Raw genomic sequence first — 19176 nt, forward strand, 5'->3', positions numbered from 1 at the left:
GAGAGGATGATGAGACTGATACAGGCATGCTTGATCGCGATATCCATGTATTCAAAGATTCCTGTTCCCAGGGTGGAATGGAAAGAAAAAAATATGAAGTATGCAATGTGTTTTTTCCCAGTCATAGGCGTTGTGATAGGGATCTGCATGTATCTTGCAGGGACTTTTCTGCTTCGGCATACGTCCTGCAGTCCACTGTTTTTGGGTGCGGCGCTTACGCTGATCCCAATTCTCATAAGCGGCGGGATTCATCTGGATGGGCTGATGGATACGGCGGATGCACTTTCTTCTTACGCAGACAGAGAGAAAAAGCTTGCCATCTTAAAAGACTCCCATGCAGGGGCATTTGCTGTTTTGTGGATGGGATGCTACTTGTTGTGGAGTACAGCGGTCTACAGCGAAGTTACGGTGGAAATGCTGCCCGGTCTCTCCTGCATTTTTGTACTGTCCAGAGCATTGAGCGGTTTTTCTGTAGTGACCTTTCGGGCGGCAAAGGACAGCGGACTTCTAAAAACATTTCAGGACAGAGCACAGAGAAAAGCCGTGCGGGTTGTAATGGTCTTCTGGATGCTGGCAGCGCTTTGCTTTCTTGCCTGGATGGATGTGCAGAAGTGCCTCGTGGCGGCAGCTTGCGCAGGCGTGATATTTGCGTATTACAGACATATGAGCAGAGTAAGATTCGGGGGCATCACAGGCGATCTGGCAGGGTATTTTCTTTCGCTGTGTGAATTGTTTACAGCCACCGGGATGGTGCTGGCAGGAGGCGGGGTATGGAATTGATCTTGATCCGGCATCTTGCGACTGCCGGAAATGAAAAGAGGCAGTATATCGGCAGGACGGACGAACCGCTTTCCCAGCATGCGAAAGCATCGTATAGAAAAGCGCCGTTTTATTATACAGATGTATCACAGGTGATCGTAAGCCCCATGCGACGGTGCATAGAGACGGCAGAACTTTTATATCCGGGAAAGAGGCTGCACATACAAAAGCTACTAAAAGAGTGCGATTTTGGCGAATTCGAGGGGAAGAGCTATGAGGAATTAAAAGAAGACAGCCGATATATCCGTTGGCTTGCCTCCAACGGAACATTGCCGTTTCCCAAAGGGGAATCCCAAGAAGTGTTTCGAAAAAGATGCGTGCAGGGATTTAAAAGCAGCATAGAGACACTGCTGATAGGAAACGAAGTGAAAAAGGCGGCATTTGTCGTCCATGGCGGTACGATCATGGCGATCCTGTCTGCTTTGGATGAAAAAGAACGAGGTTTTTATGCATGGCAGGCGGCAAATGGCAAAGGATACAGGGCCATCCTGGAGGAAAAGAAATTTCGGGAAGGAAAGCGGTGCATGCGGGACATTACACCGTTGAAAGTAATATGAAGGAAAGGAAGAAAACATGGTTTCATTGGCAGCGTGTGTGATAGGCTTTTTGTTGGATCTGCTGTTCGGGGATCCGGTGTGGTTATATCATCCGGTGCGTCTGATCGGCAGGTGGATCACTTTTCTGGAAAAGCAGATTTTTCGTTTTTGTGAAAAATATACAGAAGAAAAGAGGAAAAAAAAGCTTCTGATCGGAGGGGGCTTCCTCTGGGTTTCGGTTGTTCTTGTAAGTACAGGTACCCCATGTTTGCTTTTGTTCCTGGCAGAGAAGATCCATCCGATTTTTGCGTTTTCTCTGGAAACGTTCTGGTGCTATCAGCTTCTGGCGGCGGCCTCACTTAGAAAAGAGAGTAAAAAGGTGTATGAGAAGCTGACGAAAGGGACGCTCGCAGAGGCAAGAAAAGCGGTTTCTATGATCGTAGGGAGAGATACAGATACGCTGGATGAAAAGGGCGTGATAAAAGCGGCGGTGGAGACAGTTGCGGAGAATACCTCAGACGGCGAGGTGGCGCCGCTTATCTTCCTGCTCTTGGGAGGAGCTCCCTTGGGTTTCTTTTACAAGGCTGTGAATACCATGGATTCCATGGTAGGGTATAAAAATGAAAAATATCTGTATCTTGGAAAGATCCCGGCGAAATTGGATGATGTGATGAACTTTATCCCGGCACGTGTCAGTGCGGTCATTATGCTCCTTTCTTCGTTTTTACTCGGGCTGGATGGGGAAAATGCGTATAAAGTATATAAAAAAGACCGCAGAAAACATGCCAGTCCAAATGCGGCACAGACGGAGTCTGTCTGCGCAGGGGCATTAGACATCGAACTGGCGGGGGATGCGTCTTATTTTGGAAAATGGGTGCATAAAGAGACGATCGGTATTCCGTACAGAGAACCAGAGGCAGAGGACATTATCCGTGCAGGAAAACTGCTGTATATGACGGCATTTCTTACCCTTCTTATCCTGGGAGGGGGCAAAGCATGTGTACTTCTGCTGTAGGAAAGGAGACAAGAAATGGAAGAACAGCTGGAATATCAGCATGGAGGCGATATTTATAGCTATGGCAAGGTACTGGATTTTTCTATAAATATCAATCCCTTCGGCCCAAGCCAGGAGGTACAGCAGGCGGTGCACAGGGCGGTGTCTGAGATCGCACGGTATCCGGATGTACATTGGCGGGAGCTTTTACAGGCTCTGTCTGTGGCAAAAAGGATCGAGCAGAGATATTGTATTTGTGGAAACGGCGCCGCAGAGTTGATTTTTTCCCTTGTGCAGGCGGAGAAGCCAAAGAAAGCCTTGCTGGCGGTGCCTTCCTTCGGAGAATATGAACGTGCTTTACAAAGTGCAGGATGCACAATAGAATATGTATATTTAAAAAGGGAAGAGCAGTTTGATGTGACGGAGGAGATTTTGGAAAGACTGGATGAAACGACAGACATACTATTTTTATGTTCCCCTTCCAATCCTGCGGGGAGGCTGATCGAAGAGGGGCTTCTAAAGCAGATTTTAGATACCTGTGAACGTCTGCATATCCGGGTTGTTTTTGATGTCTGCTTTGCAGAATTTTCTTCCGCTGCCGGAAGGATAGACGAGGTTGTCAGAAAGGAAGCGTACCGGTGTGTGTTCTGGCTGGAGGCGTTTACGAAGACATATGGGATCCCTGGACTTAGGCTTGGGTATGGTATTTCCCGGGACGAAAGACTCCTTGCCAAGATGCGCGCCTGTATGCAGCCGTGGAATGTTTCCGTACTTGCGCAGGCGGCAGGCGTCGCGGCATTATCGGCGGCAGAGAAAAAGCGAACGGAGCAGATGCGAAAATATGTGGCGCAGGAGCGAAGTTTTATAGAGAAAGAATTAAAGAAGATGGGAATCGTGTATATTCCTTCTGCAGCAAATTATATTTTACTGTCCAGTCCCTTTGACCTGTTTGCTCTTTTGAAAGAGAAAGGAATCTTGATCAGGGACTGCCGGAATTATGTAGGACTTGAACAAGGAGATTACCGGATCGCGGTAAAACTCCATGAAGAAAATAAAAAGCTTATAGAGGCAGTTTCGCAGATCTACAGGCAGAAAGCAAAAGAACAGCAGAAAGGAGTCTGAAAATGGCAAGACCGATTATGATACAAGGCACCATGTCGAATGCGGGAAAAAGTGTTTTAACGGGAGGACTTTTGCGAGTGCTTGTCCAGGACGGGTATAGGGCTGCTCCTTTTAAATCTCAGAATATGGCGCTCAATTCCTTTATCACAGAGGAAGGACTGGAGATGGGAAGGGCGCAGGTCATGCAGGCAGAAGCGGCGGGGATCGAGCCGATAGCAGCCATGAATCCGATTCTTTTGAAACCAACTAATGACACAGGCTCTCAGATTATCTTAAACGGCAAAGTAGAAGGAGTCATGTCTGCGGCTCAATATTACAGAAAGAAAAAAGAATACATTCCCTATATCATGGAAGCCTATGAAAAGCTGTCCCGTACCTTTGATGTGATTGTGGCAGAAGGCGCAGGCAGCCCTGCAGAGATCAATCTAAAGGACGGAGATATCGTCAATATGGGACTTGCGCAGATGATAGACGCCCCGGTACTGCTTGTAGGAGATATAGACAGGGGAGGGGTGTTTGCTCAGATCGTAGGCACGATCCAGCTTTTAGAAGCAGAGGAAAGAGCGCGGATAAAAGGGACGATCATCAATAAATTCCGGGGGGATAAGGAAATCTTAAAGCCGGGACTTACGATGCTGGAAGAACGCACGGGGATCGCTGTGCGCGGCGTGATCCCGTACTTTCATCTGGATATTGATGAAGAAGACAGTTTGACAAGCCGGTTTGAGAAGAAAGAAAAGGAAGGACTGCTCCGTATTGCAGTAGTGCGTCTGCCGCGTATTTCTAATTTTACAGATTTTGCGCCGTTGGAATGTATGGAGGAGGTCTCTTTGCAGTATGTATCCAATCCGGATGAAATAAAAGATCCGGATGCCATCCTTCTGCCGGGAAGCAAAAATACCATGGAAGATATGCTGTGGCTGCGCCAGAGCGGTATGGAGGCAAAAATCCTGCAGTATGCGAAAAGAGGCGGTGTGGTGTTTGGCATATGCGGCGGATACCAGATGCTGGGTAAAACCATTGCAGATCCGGACGGAGTGGAGAGACAAGGCGAAATAAAAGGGATAGGATTGCTCCCTGTCCACACCGTATTTACAAAGGAAAAGAAAAGGACGAGGGTACAAGGCAGAGTACGAAAACCGGACGGTGACTTAAAAAGCATGGAGGGTGTCTGGGTGGAAGGTTATGAGATCCATATGGGGACCACGATTCTGGAAGAAGGAGGGAGCGCCCTTCTTTCCATGCGGGAGCAGACAGGGGAGGGGAGCGCACAGGCAGATCTTCTAGACGGCGCACAGGCAGGAAATGTATATGGATGTTATATACACGGCTTTTTTGACAGTAGAGAGGCAAGCCGTAGTTTTGCAGCAGCGCTTCTTAAGAAGAAGGGATACAGCGCGGACTGCGTAAAAGCGGTGGACCGAAAGGAATATAAGGAAAGGCAGTATGACCTTCTGGCGAACATCCTGCGTGAGAATCTGGATATGCAGGCAATTTATGAAATGATAGAGAAAGGAAATAAGATGCCATGTCAATAGTCAGGATAGGGAGCAGACAGAGCAGGCTTGCCGTCATACAGGCAGAAATCGTAAAGCAGCAGATCGAGCGTGCGCACCCAGGTGTAAGAGTAGAGATCATCACCATGAAAACAACAGGGGATAAGATCTTGGATAAGAGTCTTGCGGAAATCGGCGGAAAAGGTCTGTTTGTAAAAGAACTGGATAAGGCTCTTCTGAACAAGGAGATCGATCTTGCCGTGCACAGTTTAAAGGATGTGCCGATGGAGACAGATGAACGTCTTCCGATCCTAGCCTGTACAAAACGGGAAGATGCAAGAGACGTGCTGCTCTTAAAAGAGGGCAAAACAGAAGAAGATCTAAAGAAGAAAGGGGCGGTCATCGGAACTTCCAGCAGAAGACGCGCTCTGCAGCTTGAAAAGCTGTATCCACAGTGCCGATTTGTGGGGATGAGAGGCAATGTGCAGACCCGTCTTTCCAAATTGGAAGAAGGGGAGTATACGGCGACTGTCCTTGCGGCAGCAGGACTTGCGAGACTTGGTATGGAAGAGATTATTGGGCGATATTTTTCTGTGAAAGAGCTCCTGCCGGCAGCGGGACAGGGAATCTTAGCCATACAGGGCAGGTATGGGGAGGTTTACCCTTATTTGGAAGGTGTCCGGGATGAAGCGGCACAGATCGCGGGCAGGGCAGAAAGAGCCTTCGTAAAAGCACTGGACGGCGGCTGCACATCTCCAGTAGCGGCATATGCCCGGATAAAGCAGGAGACGCTGGAATTAAGAGGTCTCTATTATGAGGAAGAACAGAAGGAGTATGCGGTGGATGTGATTGCTGGAGATAAAGAGCAGGCAGAAAAACTGGGCATATCCCTTGCTGAAAAAATGAAAAAGGAGGCAGGCAGATGGAAAAGGAGTTAGAACAGGCAGGTTTTGGCAAAGTCTGGCTTGCCGGAGCGGGACCGGGAGATATAGGGCTTCTCACAGTCAAGACAGCACAGCTTATAAAAGAGGCAGATGTAATCGTTTATGATGCCTTGATCAGTGCGGAGATTCTGACGCAGATACCGGCACAGACAGAGAAAATACATGTAGGCAAACGTTCCGGGAATCACCTGGTTCCCCAGGAGGAGATCAGCCGGATCTTAGTACGGGAAGCTAAAAAAGGGAAAAAGGTCCTTCGTTTAAAGGGGGGAGATCCTTTTGTATTTGGACGCGGGGGAGAAGAAGTAGAAGCACTTGTAAGAGAGCAGATTCCCTTTGAGGTAGTCCCGGGGGTTACGTCCTGTACGGCTGTTCCGGCTTATGGCGGGATACCGGTCACACATAGGGACTGGACGTCTTCTTTCCATGTTATAACAGGGCACGCAAGAAAGGATGGGTCTTGTCGGATAGATTTTCCTTCATTGGTCCGTCTGGATGGAACTCTGATCTTTCTTATGGGAATGGCACGGCTTGGATGGATCGTAAAAGGGCTTTTAGAGGCAGGTATGAAAGAATCTATGCCGGCAGCAGTGTTAGAAAAGGGAACGACGGCAAAACAAAGAAGGGTGATCGGCACGCTTCAAGATATTGAGAAGAAGGCAAGACAGGCAGAGATACAGCCTCCTGCTATCATTTTGGTAGGCGCAGTGTGCAGCTTTTCGTCTGCTTTTACGTGGGCAGAGAAAAGAAGTCTTGGGGGAAGACAGTTTCTGACAACAAGACCGGTACAGAACAGTTCCATTCTTGCCAAACGACTTCGTGATCTGGGGGCGCAAGTGATCGAACTGCCCGCCATACGCACCGAGGAGATCTCACCGAACGAGGCATTCGACTGCGCGCTTCAAAAAACAGGCACGAGAGGGGACGAGGAGTGGATGGTCTTTACCAGTCCTGTGGGTGTTTCCGCCTTTTTTGCGCAGCTTCGCAAGAGAAAGATGGATATCCGCACACTTTTGTGCCGCAGATCTCAGATCAAAATAGCGGCGATTGGTTCCGCCACCGCGGCGGCGCTTTGTGAAGCCGGTTTCTTTGCCGATCTGGTGCCAAAGATGTATAATGCAGAAGAATTAGGACGGATGTTGGCAAAGCAGGCAAAACCAGGAAGCCATATCACCATTTTCAGAGCCAAAGAAGGTTCCCCGCTGCTTGTGCCTCCTTTACATGAGGCGGGTCTTTTTGTGGAAGATGTGGCGCTGTATCGTACCTGTATACAAAAAGAGGAGGCATGGAAAGAAAAAATCGGTTCTATGCTGGAAAATGGGGAGATCGATGCGGTGACTTTTACAAGTGCATCTACGGTGAAGGGTTTTGTCAAAGCAATGGAAGGGCTTTCTTTTTCAAGGATACAGGCGGTCTGTATCGGCGAGCAGACCGCGCAGGAAGCCAGAAAATACGGCATGCAGACAGAAGTAGCAGCGGTGGCATCCATGGATGGGATGGAAGAATTGATCCTGCAAAAATACGGCGGCAGATAAGGAGTATGTATGACAGTCTATACAATAAAAAGAATTGAAGTAGGGCTTTTTTCCTTGTTCGTTCTGGCTACTGTGACATTTGCTTTGACACGCGCCATGCCGGGAAGTCCTTTTGAGAGTGGGAATGTGCCGGAATCTGTGAGAGAAGCGATGGAAGAAGAATATGGTCTACAGGATGCCCCTTTGAAGCAGTATAAAACCTATATGTTGAATCTGCTGAAAGGTGACTGGGGCATTTCCTATAAACAGCAGGGAGTGACGGTATCCAGTATCATTGGGCACGCGGCGCCGGTGACAGCCTCTCTGGGACTTGAGGCTGTGCTGTTGGCTGCAGTTGTGGGAACCTTGGCGGGCATATGGCAGGCATTGTCTAAAAATCGGATCGTCCGTGTCTTTCTTTCAGGCAGCGCTCTTCTCGGAGTAGGGATTCCCAATTTTGCAGCGGCGCTTCTGCTGCTGCTCGTATTTGGCGTGACACTAAAATGGTGTCCTGTCACAGGCCTTTCTTCACCCGCGCACTATGTGCTGCCGGTGATCTCCCTTGCTGTCTATCCTGCCTCAGTAACAGCGGAAATGGTAAAGCAGGCTGTGCGGGAAGAACTAAAAAAAGAGTATGTCGTGCTTGCGAGGGCAAAAGGCATGAAGTTTTGGCAGGTGATCGTTTTCCATGTGCTGAAAAATGTCTCGATTCCGGTCTTAAATTATTTAGGGCCTATGTCTGCTTTTCTCCTGACAGGGAGTTTCGCGGTGGAGAGTATTTTTACGATCCCGGGACTTGGCAGAGAATTTGTCAGTTCCATCATGAACAGAGACTACACGCTGATCATGGGTTTGACCGTTTTTATGGGAAGCGTCGTGATCGGTATGAACCTTTTGACAGATCTGCTCTGTGCCTGGCTGGATCCGAGGATAAGAAATACATATCTGGAGAAGAGGTGAGAAGATTGAGAAGAAAGAAAAACAGAGCTTTTTGTCTGGGTATTGTGCTTCTGCTTTGCTGGACAGCAGCCGCGTTGTTTGTGCCTGTATTTTCGTCCTATACGTATACGGGAATGGATGCGGATATACAGAACCAGGGAAGTTCGATTCTGCATTTCTTCGGGACAGATAAGTTTGGACGAGATATTTTTGTGCGGGTATGGTATGCGGCACGGATCAGCCTTCTTGTAGGCGTTGCCGGAGCATGCATCAATGGGATCGCAGGTATCCTGTACGGAAGTGTTTCCGGGTATATAGGAGGAAAAGTAGATTTTATCTTCATGCGCATAGCAGATATAATTGCCTCTGTTCCGTCTCTTTTATATGTGATCCTGCTTACTTTAGTGATGGGCGCAGGCGTAGAGAGTATCATTGCAGGGATATGTGTGGCAGGATGGATTGACGTGGCGAGGATCGTACGGGGGGAAATACTGCGGGAAAAGGATAGAGAATATATACAGGCAGCAAAGATGGAGGGAATCCCGGTTTTTCGTATTCTATTGGTGCATCTGCTCCCCAATGTGGCGGGACCGATTCTTGTCAGTCTGACGTTTCTCGTTCCCCAGGCAGTCTTTACAGAGGCGTTTTTAAGCTTTTTGGGGGTGGGGATCGCCCCGCCTGCGGCAAGTTTAGGGGTGATGATTCAGGAAGCCAAAAGTCAGCTGCGCCTGTATCCGTATCAGATGGTATATCCTATATTGATTTTGTGTATATTGATCCTGGCGTTTCATTTGATCGGACGGGGTGTGGAAACAGTGTATCGGGAAAAAACAGGAAGGTAGACGAAAGATGAGCCTGCTCGAAGTAGAAAAATTAGAAGTACAATATGATAAAGACGGAATGAAAACAGAGGCGGTCAAAGGGCTTTCCTTTACTATAGAAGAAGGAGAGATCGTTGGGATCGTTGGCGAATCGGGCTGTGGAAAAAGTTCTGCCATGCGTGCGTTAATGGGACTGTATCCAGAGACAGCAAAAGTGTCTTGTAAGCGGCTTTACTTTCAGGGAAAGGAAGAACCAGTCTGCGCAGAAAAAAAGCAGGTACCTGAGGGGATGGCAATGATCTTTCAGGATCCCTTTTCTTATCTGAATCCTACAGTAAAGATCGGAGAACAGATCGCCCAGGCGATACGTGTCCATGAAGGGGGCAGAAAGAGACAGGTAAAGCAGAGAGTATGTGAATTATTAGATATGGTAGGGATTCGCAATCCACAGAAGCGCATGCGGCAATATCCCCATGAACTTTCCGGGGGCATGCGTCAAAGAGTTGTGACCGCTGTCGCATTAGCCTGCAGCCCTAAGCTGATCATTGCAGATGAGCCGACGACGGCGCTGGATGTGATCGCGCAGGGGCAGATGATCGGATTGCTGAAAAAAGTGGCGAAAGAGACGAACGTGTCCATATTGCTTGTCAGCCATGATTTTGCTGTGATCGCTTCCATGTGTGAACGGGTGTATGTGATGAAAGAAGGGTCTTTTGTAGAAGAAGGGCCGACAGAAGAGGTTTTTTATAACCCCCAAAATCCCTATACAAGAGAATTTTTACAATATATAAAGGAACCGGGGAGAAAAGAACGCAAAAGAGAAGCTGAAAAAGAAACTCTTTTAAGGCTGGATGCTGTTACGAAGCTGTATCCGGACAGACAAGCAAAGAGAAGAATCGGGGAAGAAGGCGTGCGGGACATATCCTTTACCATACGGGCAGGAGAGACATTTGGTCTGATCGGAGAGAGCGGCTGTGGGAAAAGTACGCTGGCAAAGCTGATCACTGGGCAGAAAAAACCAGACAGAGGAGCTATGTATTATCAAATGATGCGGGCAGATGCGCTGCCAAAGAAAAAACGCAGAGAATGCCTGGAGAAGATTCAGATGGTATTTCAGGATCCATACGCATCTCTCAATCCTAAAATGACGGTAGGAAAGGCGCTTTTAGAAGCGTTTTCCGCAGACACAAGAAAAAGAGAAGGACTGGAAGCGTGCAGGAAAAAAGTGGAGCAGATGCTGGTATGTGTGGGACTTTCTCCACAGGATGCAGGAAAATACCCGGAAGAATTCTCTGGAGGACAACGACAGCGTATCGGGATCGCACGGGCTCTGATACGGGATCCTGAAATCCTAGTCTGCGACGAGGCAGTGTCCGCGCTGGATGTTTCCATACAGGCGCAGGTTTTAAGAGTGTTAGAAGATCTGCAGAAGAAAATGCAGATTGCCTGTCTGTTTATCTCGCATGATCTTCATGTGATCCGACAGATCAGCCAGAATGTAGGCGTCATGTATCTTGGCAGTCTGGTGGAATGTGGACAGACAAAGGATGTCCTTTCGGATCCCTGGCATCCGTATACAAAAGAACTGTTAAAAGCCAATCCAGAGCCGGATCCGAAAAAAGCGCGGCGGAAAAAATACACCATGCTCCGAGAAAAAAAGGAGTGGACAGGAAAGGGATGTCCGTATCTGGAACAGTGTGGATACAAGATGGAACGCTGTGAGAAGGAGAGTCCTCCTAGGTATCAGTTTGGAAACAGAGAAGTGGCATGCTTTTTGTATTCTGAAGAACACAGAAAAGGAAATAAGGATGTGCCCATGACAGCACAGATTTGAAAGGATAAAGATGAAGAAACGATTTGTCGCATATATAGGACTGCTTTGTGTGTGCGCGGCTGTTTTTGCTGCCGGGTGTATACAGACACAAAAACTTCCAAAGACAGAAGGTAAAACGATCACGGTGGCGGTAAGCAGCGATACGGGCTCTATGGATCCATCCGGTTCGATCGCACTGACTTTTCTCACGTACAGTGCGGCAGCGCTGGATGAATTGGTGACTTTTGACGAAGAAGGAGAAATCGAGTATCGTGCTGCTGAAAGTTATGAGGTAAATGAAGAAAAGACGGTGTGGACGTTCCATCTGCGCAAAAATGCCTGCTGGTCCAATGGAAGTCCAGTGACGGCAGAAGATTTTTTAAATACCATGACGCGTGCTCTGGATCCGGCAAGCGGGAGCGGATATGTCAGTTATCTCTTCCCCATAGAGAACGCGGAGGCAATCTATCATGGAGAAAAGCCGGCAGAAAGTCTGGGAGCAGAGGCGCCGGATGCATATACACTGATCTTTAAATTAGAGGAGCCATGTGCGTATTTTCTGGATCTGCTCCGCCTTCCAGTCTATATGCCGTCCTGTGCAAAGTATGCAGATTCGGTACAAAGCGGGTGGGATAAACAGGCAGATACCAGTCTTTCAAACGGTCCTTTCTATCTTGCCGAGTATGAGCCGAAACAGTACATGGTACTGAAGAAAAATGAACAGTACTGGAATAAAGACGCCGTTCATCTGGGCAGTATCGTGTATCGTTTCTATGACGACCAACAGTCTATGGCGAATGCTTATGAGACAAACGAGGTAGATATAGCCACATCTCTTAACTACACTGTGATGGAATTGTATGAAGGCAGGCCGGAACTTATGGTCACAGAGTTGATCGCAACAAGGTATATCTACCCGAATCTGGACGCGGAACCCTTAGGGGACGTGCGGGTGAGAGAAGCTCTCAACCTGGCTATAGACAGAGAAGAACTGTGTAAGATCGTGGGAAAAGATGTAAGTCCAACATATAATCTGGTGGCAAAATATCTTATAGATAAAACGACGGGAAAATATTTTGCAGAGGAAGCGGCGCCGCCTTTTACGGAAAATGTAGAAAGGGCAAAACAACTTCTTGCTGAAGCAGGATATCCGGATGGAGAGGGTTTTCCTGTACTGACATATAAATATCCGACGCTGGAAATGGATGCAGATACGGCGCAGGTCATTCAGGCACAGTTAAAAGAAAATCTGAATATAGATATAAAGCTTGTTCCTCAAGAACTGCAGACGAATTATGCGGACCGGCACGCGAAAGATTTCGAGTTGTGTCGGATGAACTGGACAGCAGATTTTGCGGATCCGTATACCTATTTGTCTATGCTGCTTTCCAACAGTACATATAATTGCAGCAATATACAGGATGAGAAATATGATGCACTTGTACGGGAATCAGAGACGGAATTGGACGCAGACAAGCGCGTTTTACTTCTGCATGAGGCAGAACAGTATGCAGTGGGAGAACAGTTTTATATAATCCCACTGTATGGAATGAAAAGCTGTAATCTGGTGGATACGGATATAATCGGGATCCGGCAGATTCCTGCAAGCGGAGCCTTGGAATACAGATATGCGGATGTGAAAGTAAAATAAAAAGGGAATTATATCCCACAAACACACATAGAAGAAGGAAAAGAGGAGAAATATGTTTTATGTCCTTACAGGAGGAAGCGGCAGCGGAAAATCGGAATATGCGGAAAGCCTGATACAGAGATTGAGCCAAGAAGATCCTAAGGGGAAGCTGTACTATTTTGCTACGATGGTTCCCTTTGGGGAGGAGACACAAGAGAAGATCAAGAGGCATAAGAAGGTACGCGCCGGAAAAGGCTTTTCTACGATAGAGTGTTATACCGGTCTAAAAGAGGCTGCGGAGAGTCTGAAAAAGGAGCAGAAAAAGAAACCATGTGTGCTCCTGGAATGTATGTCTAATCTGGCGGCAAATGAATTATATATGGAAGAGGGAGCGAAACAGTATGCTGTGCGTGAAATCTTGGAGGGAATCGAAATACTGAAAAAATGGTGCAGGCATCTGGTGGTAGTGACAAATGAAATTTTTTCGGAGGCGGAACAATACACGAAGGAAATGCAGACGTATAAAAAAGTACTGGGAGAGATAAATTGCCATATGACAAGGCAGGCAGATCATGCTGCGGAGATCGTATATGGTATCCCGGTTTGTATAAAAGGGACTCTCCCCGAAAGAGAAGAACAAAGAAAGGAAACGGAACAGATGAAGCTGATCATCGGAGGCGCTTTTCAGGGGAAAAGAGCTGCCGCGGAAGAATTATATCCCGATCTTGCCTGGTGTGACGGGAGAACTTGCAGCCGGGACGATATGTACACCTGTCAGGGGATCTTTCATTTTGAGACGTATATTCGGCGTCTGCTAAAAGAGGATCCGGCACTGGATCCCGAAATATTTACAGACAGTATAGTGAAACGGAATCCTACCCTGGTGGTCGTCAGTGGGGAGATAGGTTGCGGACTTGTCCCGGTGGATGGCTTTGACAGACTCTACAGGGAGAAAACAGGGCGGATATGTACGTGCATTGCAAAGCGGGCGGCATCCGTTATCCGCGTCGTATGCGGACAAAAGATCGTACTGAAGCAGGAGAAAGGAGCAGAAAAATGCAGATAGAGTTAGAAAGGATACTTCCATCGGAGATTGAAAAGAAGAGCTTTGAGATCATCACGAAGGAACTGGGAAATAAAAAACTGGTGCCGGGGACAGAACCTATCGTAAAACGCTGTATCCATACCAGTGCGGATTTCGAATATGCGGATACCCTGTTGTTTTCGGAAGGAGTGGTGGAAAAAGCACTCCATGCAGTGCGAAACGGCGCATGTATCGTGACAGATACACAGATGGCAAAAGCAGGCATTAATAAGAAGAAACTGGCAGAGTATGGAGGAGAAGTCTTCTGCTTTATGTCAGACGAGGATGTGGCGAACAGGGCAAAAGAGGAAGGTGTCACACGAGCCAGTATTAGTATGGAAAAAGCGGCGGCTCTTGATAAACGACTAATCTTTGCCGTAGGAAATGCGCCTACGGCGCTCATCCGTCTCTATGAACTGATACAGGAAGGAATAGTCAAGCCAGAATTGATCATTGGTGTGCCGGTCGGTTTCGTCAATGTAGTACAGTCTAAGGAGTTGATCCTGTCTTTGCCGGATACGCCTTACATCGTGGCACGGGGGAGAAAAGGCGGCAGCAATATAGCAGCCTGTATCGTAAATGCGCTGCTGTATATGTGATATCGTCTTGCACGCAGAGAGGAGAAAAGCATGTATTTTCCATTGTTTGTAGATATATCAGAAAAAAGAATACTGGTGGCGGGCGCAGGAAAGATCGCGGCACGCCGGGTGGAGACCCTTTCCATGTTTGCGTCCCGGATCACAGTGGTGGCGCCTTACGTATGCCGGGAGATCGAAAGGCTGGAACAGACAGGAAAGATATGCTGTATGCGCCGTGTATTTCAGGATGTTGATCTGGAAGGAAAAGAGATCGTCTTAGCGGCAACAGATCGGGAAGACGTTAATCTGCATATATGGAAAGAATGCAAAAAAAGAAAAATACTGGTCAATATATGCGACAGAAAAGAACTATGCGATTTCTATTTTCCAAGCATCGTGCAAAAAGAGGAAGTCGTGATCGGTCTGAATTCTTCTGGCAGATCACCTGGAAAGGTCAAAGAAATACGAAAGAAAATAGAAAATTTATAAAAGAGATATAAAGTATTATAAAATAAGTGATAAAGTCACTGACAGTCAACTCCTGTTCTGCTAAAATACAGACAGTTACTTGTTAACAGAGCATATAAGAAAAGCAGAACATATAAGGAGGCAAATGCGATGACGATAGAAAGATATTATGTACTGATAAATAGTGGGATCGGCAGAAAATTGAAAGAGATCATAAATGGATGGATCCCCGTCCTTATAAAGGAACCTGTGCCCGTGCGGGTCCCGGTAAGAAGAATGTATAGAGAGAACAGAAAATAATGAACAAGGAAGGGAGAATATGTGCAGTGCATGTATTCTCCCTGTTTTATATTAATTATATGAAATTTCTCTAAACACAATCTTAATATACGTGCGTATAATATTATCACTGTCTTAATAGAAAAATGGGTATGATAGAAGCAGATAAAGAAAGGGAAACAGTTTTTAAGAAGGTGATGATATGTTGACAGATCTTTTGCTTGGTATCATCGTGACCGGCGGCATGCTGTATGGACTGTATTTAATGCGTCAGTTAGATGACTGGAGAATGCAGGAACAAGAGTTAAAGAAAAAAGAAGAAATAAAGCGCAGGACAGCTATCGTATTTGGCATGAAGGAGAAGAAGGAACTTACAGATTGGTTTGAAAAGGTAGGTGTAGAGACCGTCTGGATAGAAGGCATTTATGCACAACCAAGGCTGGATCATGTGTGCTGTGTGATTGCGGCAGGAGAGGCAGATATTGATAATCTCTCTGTTTTAAATCTGTTCCGGCAGATGTATCCGCAGGCAGAGACATTTGGTGTGTGCAATGAAAGAGCAAACAGAAAGCTGTATAAACAGGCGGGGTTTACGGTTTTTTGTCATCAGGAAGAACTCCTGCAGCGGCTGGAACTTTTGCTTATGGAACATGAGGCAGGTGTGGCATAATGGGCAGAATGGAAAAACGGCTGACACAGACACAGATGATCGTGATAGGATACGTGCTGATCATTGTGACAGGGACACTTCTTTTGATGCTTCCGGCGTCCACTCGGGAAGGGGTATTTACCTCTCCGGTGGATGCTTTATTTACGGCAACTTCAGCTTCCTGTGTGACAGGGCTTATTATTGCAGATACATTTCAGTACTGGTCAGTGTTCGGGCAGTGTGTGATATTGCTGCTGATCCAGATCGGCGGTCTGGGTTTTATGACGATCGGTGTCTTCTTTGCCATTATATTGAGAAGAAAGATCGGACTGTGGACAAGAGGGACATTGCAGGAAAGTGTCAATATCATGCAGGTAGGAGGGATTGTCCGTCTTGCCAAGAAGATCATTGCAGGAACGTTGTTTTTTGAAGGAACAGGCGCCTTGCTTTTATCCTGGCGGTTCAGCAAGACTATGGAACTGGGCAAAGCGGTATATTTTGGAGTCTTTCATGCTGTATCTGCATTTTGCAACGCGGGGTTTGACCTTATGGGAGAGAATGGAGTATATTCTTCTTTTACGACGTATTCCAAAGATTGGGTTGTCAATATAGTTTTGATGCTGCTTATCATAATCGGCGGGATCGGTTTTTTCGTCTGGAACGATATTTCTATTCATAAGTTTCATTTCCGAAAATACAAGCTGCATACGAAGATTACCTTGCTTGTGACAGTTGTATTAGTTTTCGGCGGCGCGGCGCTTCTGTTTATATTTGAACAGGAAAATACGATACAGGGGAGACCCATTGGCGAACAGATCTTATGCTCTTTGTTTGGGTCTGTGACTGCGCGGACTGCCGGATTTAATACAGTGGATACAGCGGCATTGACAGACAGCAGTAAAATACTTACTATAATATTAATGTTCATCGGCGGAAGTCCGGGGTCTACGGCAGGAGGCATCAAGACAACGACATTTGTGGTGTTGCTTGTGTATATCCACGCAAATCTCCGGCAAAAGCATGATTGCAATGTCCTGGGCAGAAGGTTGGATGACGGAGCGATCCGCAAGGCGAGTACGGTGATGAGCATACATTTGTTTTTATCTGTGCTGGCAGTTCTGATCATTGTTACGATCCATGGTATTGATGTGACTGATGTAGCGTTTGAAGTTGTTTCCGCCATGGGAACGGTAGGAATGTCTACGGGGATCACAAGAGAATTAGGAGTGATCGCGAAATTGGTATTGATTTTTTTGATGTACTGCGGAAGAGTGGGAAGTATGACATTTGCTCTTTCCCTGCGTGGACACAAAGTCGAAGCGCCTGTCAGAGAACCGGCAGAACAGATTATGATAGGATGATATACATTCCTTTTATAAGGATATGAGGAGGAAAGAATATGAAATCGGTTTTGATCATAGGACTTGGGAGATTGGGACATCACCTCTGTGTCAATATGTCCCGTCTGGGCAATGAAGTGATGATCGTGGATGAAGATGAAGAAAGCATGCAGGATCTGCTTTCACATGCAGTCATGGCGAAAGTTGGAGATTGTACGAAAGAGGATGTATTAAAAAGTCTGGGTGTGGGGAATTTTGATATTTGTTTTGTATGTATCGGTTCCAATTTCCAGAGCAGTCTGGAGATCACGAGTCTTTTAAAAGAGATGGGCGCCAAGTATGTTGTCAGCAAAGCGAACCGTGACATTCAGGCAAAATTTTTGCTGCGAAACGGTGCGGACGAGGTGATCTATCCGGACAGGGATGTAGCAGAAAGACTTGCGGTTAAGCACAGTGCGAACCATGTGTTTGACTATATTGAACTGACGGAAGGATATTCAATCTTCGAGATTCCCCCGATGAAGAGTTGGGTGGGAAAGAGTATACGGCAGCTCGCTATTCGTTCCGCCTATCATGTCAGTGTTCTCGGAATCAAGGCAAATGGGCATTTGCAGCTTTTGCCGCAGTCGGATCGGATACTGGAAGAAAAGGATCATCTGATGGTTGTTGGACTGAAAAAAGATATTGACCGGATATTGGAAAATATCTGACAGGAGGAAAGTGTGGAAAAGGCAGGAAGGATTCTCAAACAAGCAGGTATATATAAGAGACTTGTCTACATATTGCGGACTGTACTGATCGTACTGTCCGCCAGTTTTGTCTGTCTGCTGTTAAATCGATTTGGTATAGAAAAAGAAAATGGTCTGATGATTTTTCTGGTAGGCGTACTGTTGATCAGTGCTTTTACAGAAGGATATAAATATGGGATGATCGGGGCTATTGTCAGTGTGATGATGTTTAATTATTTTTTTACTGTCCCGGTGCATACATTTGCGATCAGGAATCCAAATGATGTGGCGCTGCTTGTGTTTTTTCTGATCGCTGCCTGCATTTCTTCGAGTTTGACCGTACGTTTTCAGAAACAGCTTCTGATCTCACAGAGAAATGAGCAGACTGCTCTTAGGCTGTCAGAAATGTCAGAGAAATTTATCAATGTTACGGGGAAAGAAAATATTATCCGTTTGGGGGAAAAATATGTTCAGGAATATACCGGATATGTATGTGTGGTAGAAGAAAAGGGGAAAGCGGATGCCAGAGGAAACTATCTTCTGTTTCCGATAGGAGGAATATTGCGGCAGCAGGGCATACTAAAAGTATTTAATAACAGACAGGGACTGCATCCTGAGCAGGAAATGCTGATCAAGGCTGCAGCTAATCAAATGGGGATCGCCCTGGATCGTGAGATGATCTATGCGCAGCAGGAGCAGACACGGTTAGAAGTAGAACGGGAACACATGAAAGGCAGTATGCTGCGCAGTATTTCCCATGATTTTAGGACGCCGCTTACAGGGATCATCGGAGACTGCGGTCTGATATTAAACGGATATGGCCAGGAAGAAAGAAAACAGAAAAAACTTGTCCGTGATATTATGGAACAGGCAATCTGGCTGAATAAGATGATGGAAAATATTTTGAGTATGACAAAGATTGAAAGCGGGGCGCAGTTTATAGAGACAAGTCGGGAGGTAGTGGATGATCTTGTCTATGAGGCGGAAAAACACATTATCGGGCTGAAAGAACACAGAGACTTTTGTAATTCGCTTCCGAAAGTTGTGATCACTGTACAGGCGGATGGGAAAATGATCATACAAGTATTAGTCAATCTTTTGGATAATGCCATGAAACATACGGAGGAAGGTGGAAAGATCAGCCTGCATGTATTCTTTCGGAAAGGCAGGGCATATTTTATCGTGGAAGATGACGGCAAAGGGATAGAAGAAGGAATGGAAGAAAAGATTTTTGAAGAGTTTGTCTCCATTTCAGAAGGCAGCGGGCAGGAGAAGAATAGCGCAGACCGAAAGAGAGGGATCGGACTGGGACTTGCCATATGTAAAGAGGTCGTCAGAGCCCATGGCGGGAAAATATGGGCAGAGAACCGTACGGAAGGCGGAGCAAGATTTACATTTTGGCTGAACGCAGAACAGGTAGGGTAA

General features: G+C 46.7%; 19 protein-coding genes. All 19 read left to right on the forward strand.

All coding sequences use genetic code 11. The features are described 5' to 3' along the window. Window positions 1-9 precede the first annotated feature (9 nt). A complete protein-coding gene (locus tag BN3282_RS09745; RefSeq protein WP_059068763.1) occupies window positions 10-780 on the forward strand; it encodes an adenosylcobinamide-GDP ribazoletransferase in 771 nt (256 codons plus the stop codon). Further along, window positions 771-1376: a histidine phosphatase family protein gene (locus BN3282_RS09750; RefSeq protein ID WP_059068765.1), complete on the forward strand. Its 606-nt coding sequence runs from the start codon at window positions 771-773 to the stop codon at window positions 1374-1376. The genes BN3282_RS09745 and BN3282_RS09750 overlap by 10 nt, the downstream gene beginning before the upstream one ends. A gap of 16 nt (window positions 1377-1392) precedes the next feature. Beyond that, a complete protein-coding gene (gene cbiB / locus BN3282_RS09755; protein ID WP_059068766.1) occupies window positions 1393-2370 on the forward strand; it encodes an adenosylcobinamide-phosphate synthase CbiB in 978 nt (325 codons plus the stop codon). Between the two features lie 15 nt (window positions 2371-2385). Further along, window positions 2386-3471, forward strand: a complete 1086-nt coding sequence (locus tag BN3282_RS09760; protein ID WP_242866625.1) for a pyridoxal phosphate-dependent aminotransferase — start codon at window positions 2386-2388, stop codon at window positions 3469-3471. A 2-nt stretch (window positions 3472-3473) separates the two neighbouring features. Then, a complete protein-coding gene (locus BN3282_RS09765) occupies window positions 3474-5009 on the forward strand; it encodes a cobyric acid synthase (RefSeq protein ID WP_059068768.1) in 1536 nt (511 codons plus the stop codon). Continuing rightward, window positions 5000-5905, forward strand: a complete 906-nt coding sequence (gene hemC / locus BN3282_RS09770) for a hydroxymethylbilane synthase (protein ID WP_059068769.1) — start codon at window positions 5000-5002, stop codon at window positions 5903-5905. The genes BN3282_RS09765 and hemC overlap by 10 nt, the downstream gene beginning before the upstream one ends. Then, a complete protein-coding gene (cobA, locus tag BN3282_RS09775; protein ID WP_059068771.1) occupies window positions 5890-7443 on the forward strand; it encodes a uroporphyrinogen-III C-methyltransferase in 1554 nt (517 codons plus the stop codon). The genes hemC and cobA overlap by 16 nt, the downstream gene beginning before the upstream one ends. 9 nt (window positions 7444-7452) lie before the next feature. Next, complete coding sequence (locus tag BN3282_RS09780) at window positions 7453-8382, forward strand: ABC transporter permease (RefSeq protein WP_059068772.1); 930 nt, start codon at window positions 7453-7455, stop codon at window positions 8380-8382. Then, window positions 8379-9203, forward strand: a complete 825-nt coding sequence (locus tag BN3282_RS09785) for an ABC transporter permease (RefSeq protein ID WP_059068774.1) — start codon at window positions 8379-8381, stop codon at window positions 9201-9203. The genes BN3282_RS09780 and BN3282_RS09785 overlap by 4 nt, the downstream gene beginning before the upstream one ends. Before the next feature lie 7 nt (window positions 9204-9210). Next, on the forward strand, window positions 9211-11016 hold the full coding sequence (locus BN3282_RS09790; protein ID WP_059068775.1) for a dipeptide ABC transporter ATP-binding protein: 1806 nt from the start codon (window positions 9211-9213) through the stop codon (window positions 11014-11016). A 10-nt stretch (window positions 11017-11026) separates the two neighbouring features. Beyond that, complete coding sequence (locus BN3282_RS09795) at window positions 11027-12646, forward strand: peptide ABC transporter substrate-binding protein (protein WP_059068778.1); 1620 nt, start codon at window positions 11027-11029, stop codon at window positions 12644-12646. A 52-nt stretch (window positions 12647-12698) separates the two neighbouring features. Next, window positions 12699-13691 (forward strand): bifunctional adenosylcobinamide kinase/adenosylcobinamide-phosphate guanylyltransferase, encoded by a 993-nt coding sequence (locus BN3282_RS14720; RefSeq protein WP_082667521.1) that lies wholly within the window; start codon window positions 12699-12701, stop codon window positions 13689-13691. Continuing rightward, entirely contained in the window at window positions 13682-14308 is a 627-nt protein-coding gene (locus tag BN3282_RS09805) for a precorrin-8X methylmutase (protein WP_059068780.1), read from the forward strand. The genes BN3282_RS14720 and BN3282_RS09805 overlap by 10 nt, the downstream gene beginning before the upstream one ends. A gap of 30 nt (window positions 14309-14338) precedes the next feature. Continuing rightward, window positions 14339-14776, forward strand: coding sequence for a precorrin-2 dehydrogenase/sirohydrochlorin ferrochelatase family protein (locus tag BN3282_RS09810; RefSeq protein WP_059068781.1), 438 nt, complete (start codon window positions 14339-14341; stop codon window positions 14774-14776). A 129-nt stretch (window positions 14777-14905) separates the two neighbouring features. Next, window positions 14906-15055 carry a hypothetical protein gene (locus BN3282_RS15095; protein ID WP_162858241.1) on the forward strand — a complete coding sequence of 50 codons (150 nt, stop codon included), beginning with the start codon at window positions 14906-14908 and terminating at the stop codon, window positions 15053-15055. A 181-nt stretch (window positions 15056-15236) separates the two neighbouring features. Further along, window positions 15237-15704 carry a hypothetical protein gene (locus BN3282_RS09815; protein WP_059068783.1) on the forward strand — a complete coding sequence of 156 codons (468 nt, stop codon included), beginning with the start codon at window positions 15237-15239 and terminating at the stop codon, window positions 15702-15704. Further along, on the forward strand, window positions 15704-17044 hold the full coding sequence (locus tag BN3282_RS09820) for a TrkH family potassium uptake protein (RefSeq protein ID WP_059068784.1): 1341 nt from the start codon (window positions 15704-15706) through the stop codon (window positions 17042-17044). The genes BN3282_RS09815 and BN3282_RS09820 overlap by 1 nt, the downstream gene beginning before the upstream one ends. A 38-nt stretch (window positions 17045-17082) precedes the next feature. Next, window positions 17083-17733, forward strand: coding sequence for a potassium channel family protein (locus tag BN3282_RS09825; protein ID WP_059068786.1), 651 nt, complete (start codon window positions 17083-17085; stop codon window positions 17731-17733). Between the two features lie 12 nt (window positions 17734-17745). After that, window positions 17746-19176 carry a sensor histidine kinase gene (locus BN3282_RS09830; RefSeq protein WP_059068788.1) on the forward strand — a complete coding sequence of 477 codons (1431 nt, stop codon included), beginning with the start codon at window positions 17746-17748 and terminating at the stop codon, window positions 19174-19176.

It is taken from the genome of Mediterraneibacter massiliensis, assembly GCF_001487105.1.
GTDB classification, from domain to species: domain Bacteria; phylum Bacillota; class Clostridia; order Lachnospirales; family Lachnospiraceae; genus Mediterraneibacter; species Mediterraneibacter massiliensis.

Excerpts from the sequence above, each read along its gene's own strand:
- hemC (WP_059068769.1), top strand. The coding sequence starts at position 5,000 with ATGTCAATAGTCAGGATAGGGAGCAGACAGAGCAGGCTTGCCGTCATA.
- BN3282_RS09820 (WP_059068784.1), top strand. The coding sequence starts at position 15,704 with ATGGGCAGAATGGAAAAACGGCTGACACAGACACAGATGATCGTGATA.
- BN3282_RS09795 (WP_059068778.1), top strand. The coding sequence starts at position 11,027 with ATGAAGAAACGATTTGTCGCATATATAGGACTGCTTTGTGTGTGCGCG.
- BN3282_RS09815 (WP_059068783.1), top strand. The coding sequence starts at position 15,237 with ATGTTGACAGATCTTTTGCTTGGTATCATCGTGACCGGCGGCATGCTG.
- BN3282_RS09750 (WP_059068765.1), top strand. The coding sequence starts at position 771 with ATGGAATTGATCTTGATCCGGCATCTTGCGACTGCCGGAAATGAAAAG.
- BN3282_RS09805 (WP_059068780.1), top strand. The coding sequence starts at position 13,682 with ATGCAGATAGAGTTAGAAAGGATACTTCCATCGGAGATTGAAAAGAAG.
- BN3282_RS09810 (WP_059068781.1), top strand. The coding sequence starts at position 14,339 with ATGTATTTTCCATTGTTTGTAGATATATCAGAAAAAAGAATACTGGTG.
- BN3282_RS14720 (WP_082667521.1), top strand. The coding sequence starts at position 12,699 with ATGTTTTATGTCCTTACAGGAGGAAGCGGCAGCGGAAAATCGGAATAT.
- BN3282_RS09760 (WP_242866625.1), top strand. The coding sequence starts at position 2,386 with ATGGAAGAACAGCTGGAATATCAGCATGGAGGCGATATTTATAGCTAT.
- BN3282_RS09790 (WP_059068775.1), top strand. The coding sequence starts at position 9,211 with ATGAGCCTGCTCGAAGTAGAAAAATTAGAAGTACAATATGATAAAGAC.
- BN3282_RS09745 (WP_059068763.1), top strand. The coding sequence starts at position 10 with ATGAGACTGATACAGGCATGCTTGATCGCGATATCCATGTATTCAAAG.
- BN3282_RS09780 (WP_059068772.1), top strand. The coding sequence starts at position 7,453 with ATGACAGTCTATACAATAAAAAGAATTGAAGTAGGGCTTTTTTCCTTG.
- BN3282_RS15095 (WP_162858241.1), top strand. The coding sequence starts at position 14,906 with ATGACGATAGAAAGATATTATGTACTGATAAATAGTGGGATCGGCAGA.
- BN3282_RS09825 (WP_059068786.1), top strand. The coding sequence starts at position 17,083 with ATGAAATCGGTTTTGATCATAGGACTTGGGAGATTGGGACATCACCTC.
- BN3282_RS09765 (WP_059068768.1), top strand. The coding sequence starts at position 3,474 with ATGGCAAGACCGATTATGATACAAGGCACCATGTCGAATGCGGGAAAA.
- cbiB (WP_059068766.1), top strand. The coding sequence starts at position 1,393 with ATGGTTTCATTGGCAGCGTGTGTGATAGGCTTTTTGTTGGATCTGCTG.
- cobA (WP_059068771.1), top strand. The coding sequence starts at position 5,890 with ATGGAAAAGGAGTTAGAACAGGCAGGTTTTGGCAAAGTCTGGCTTGCC.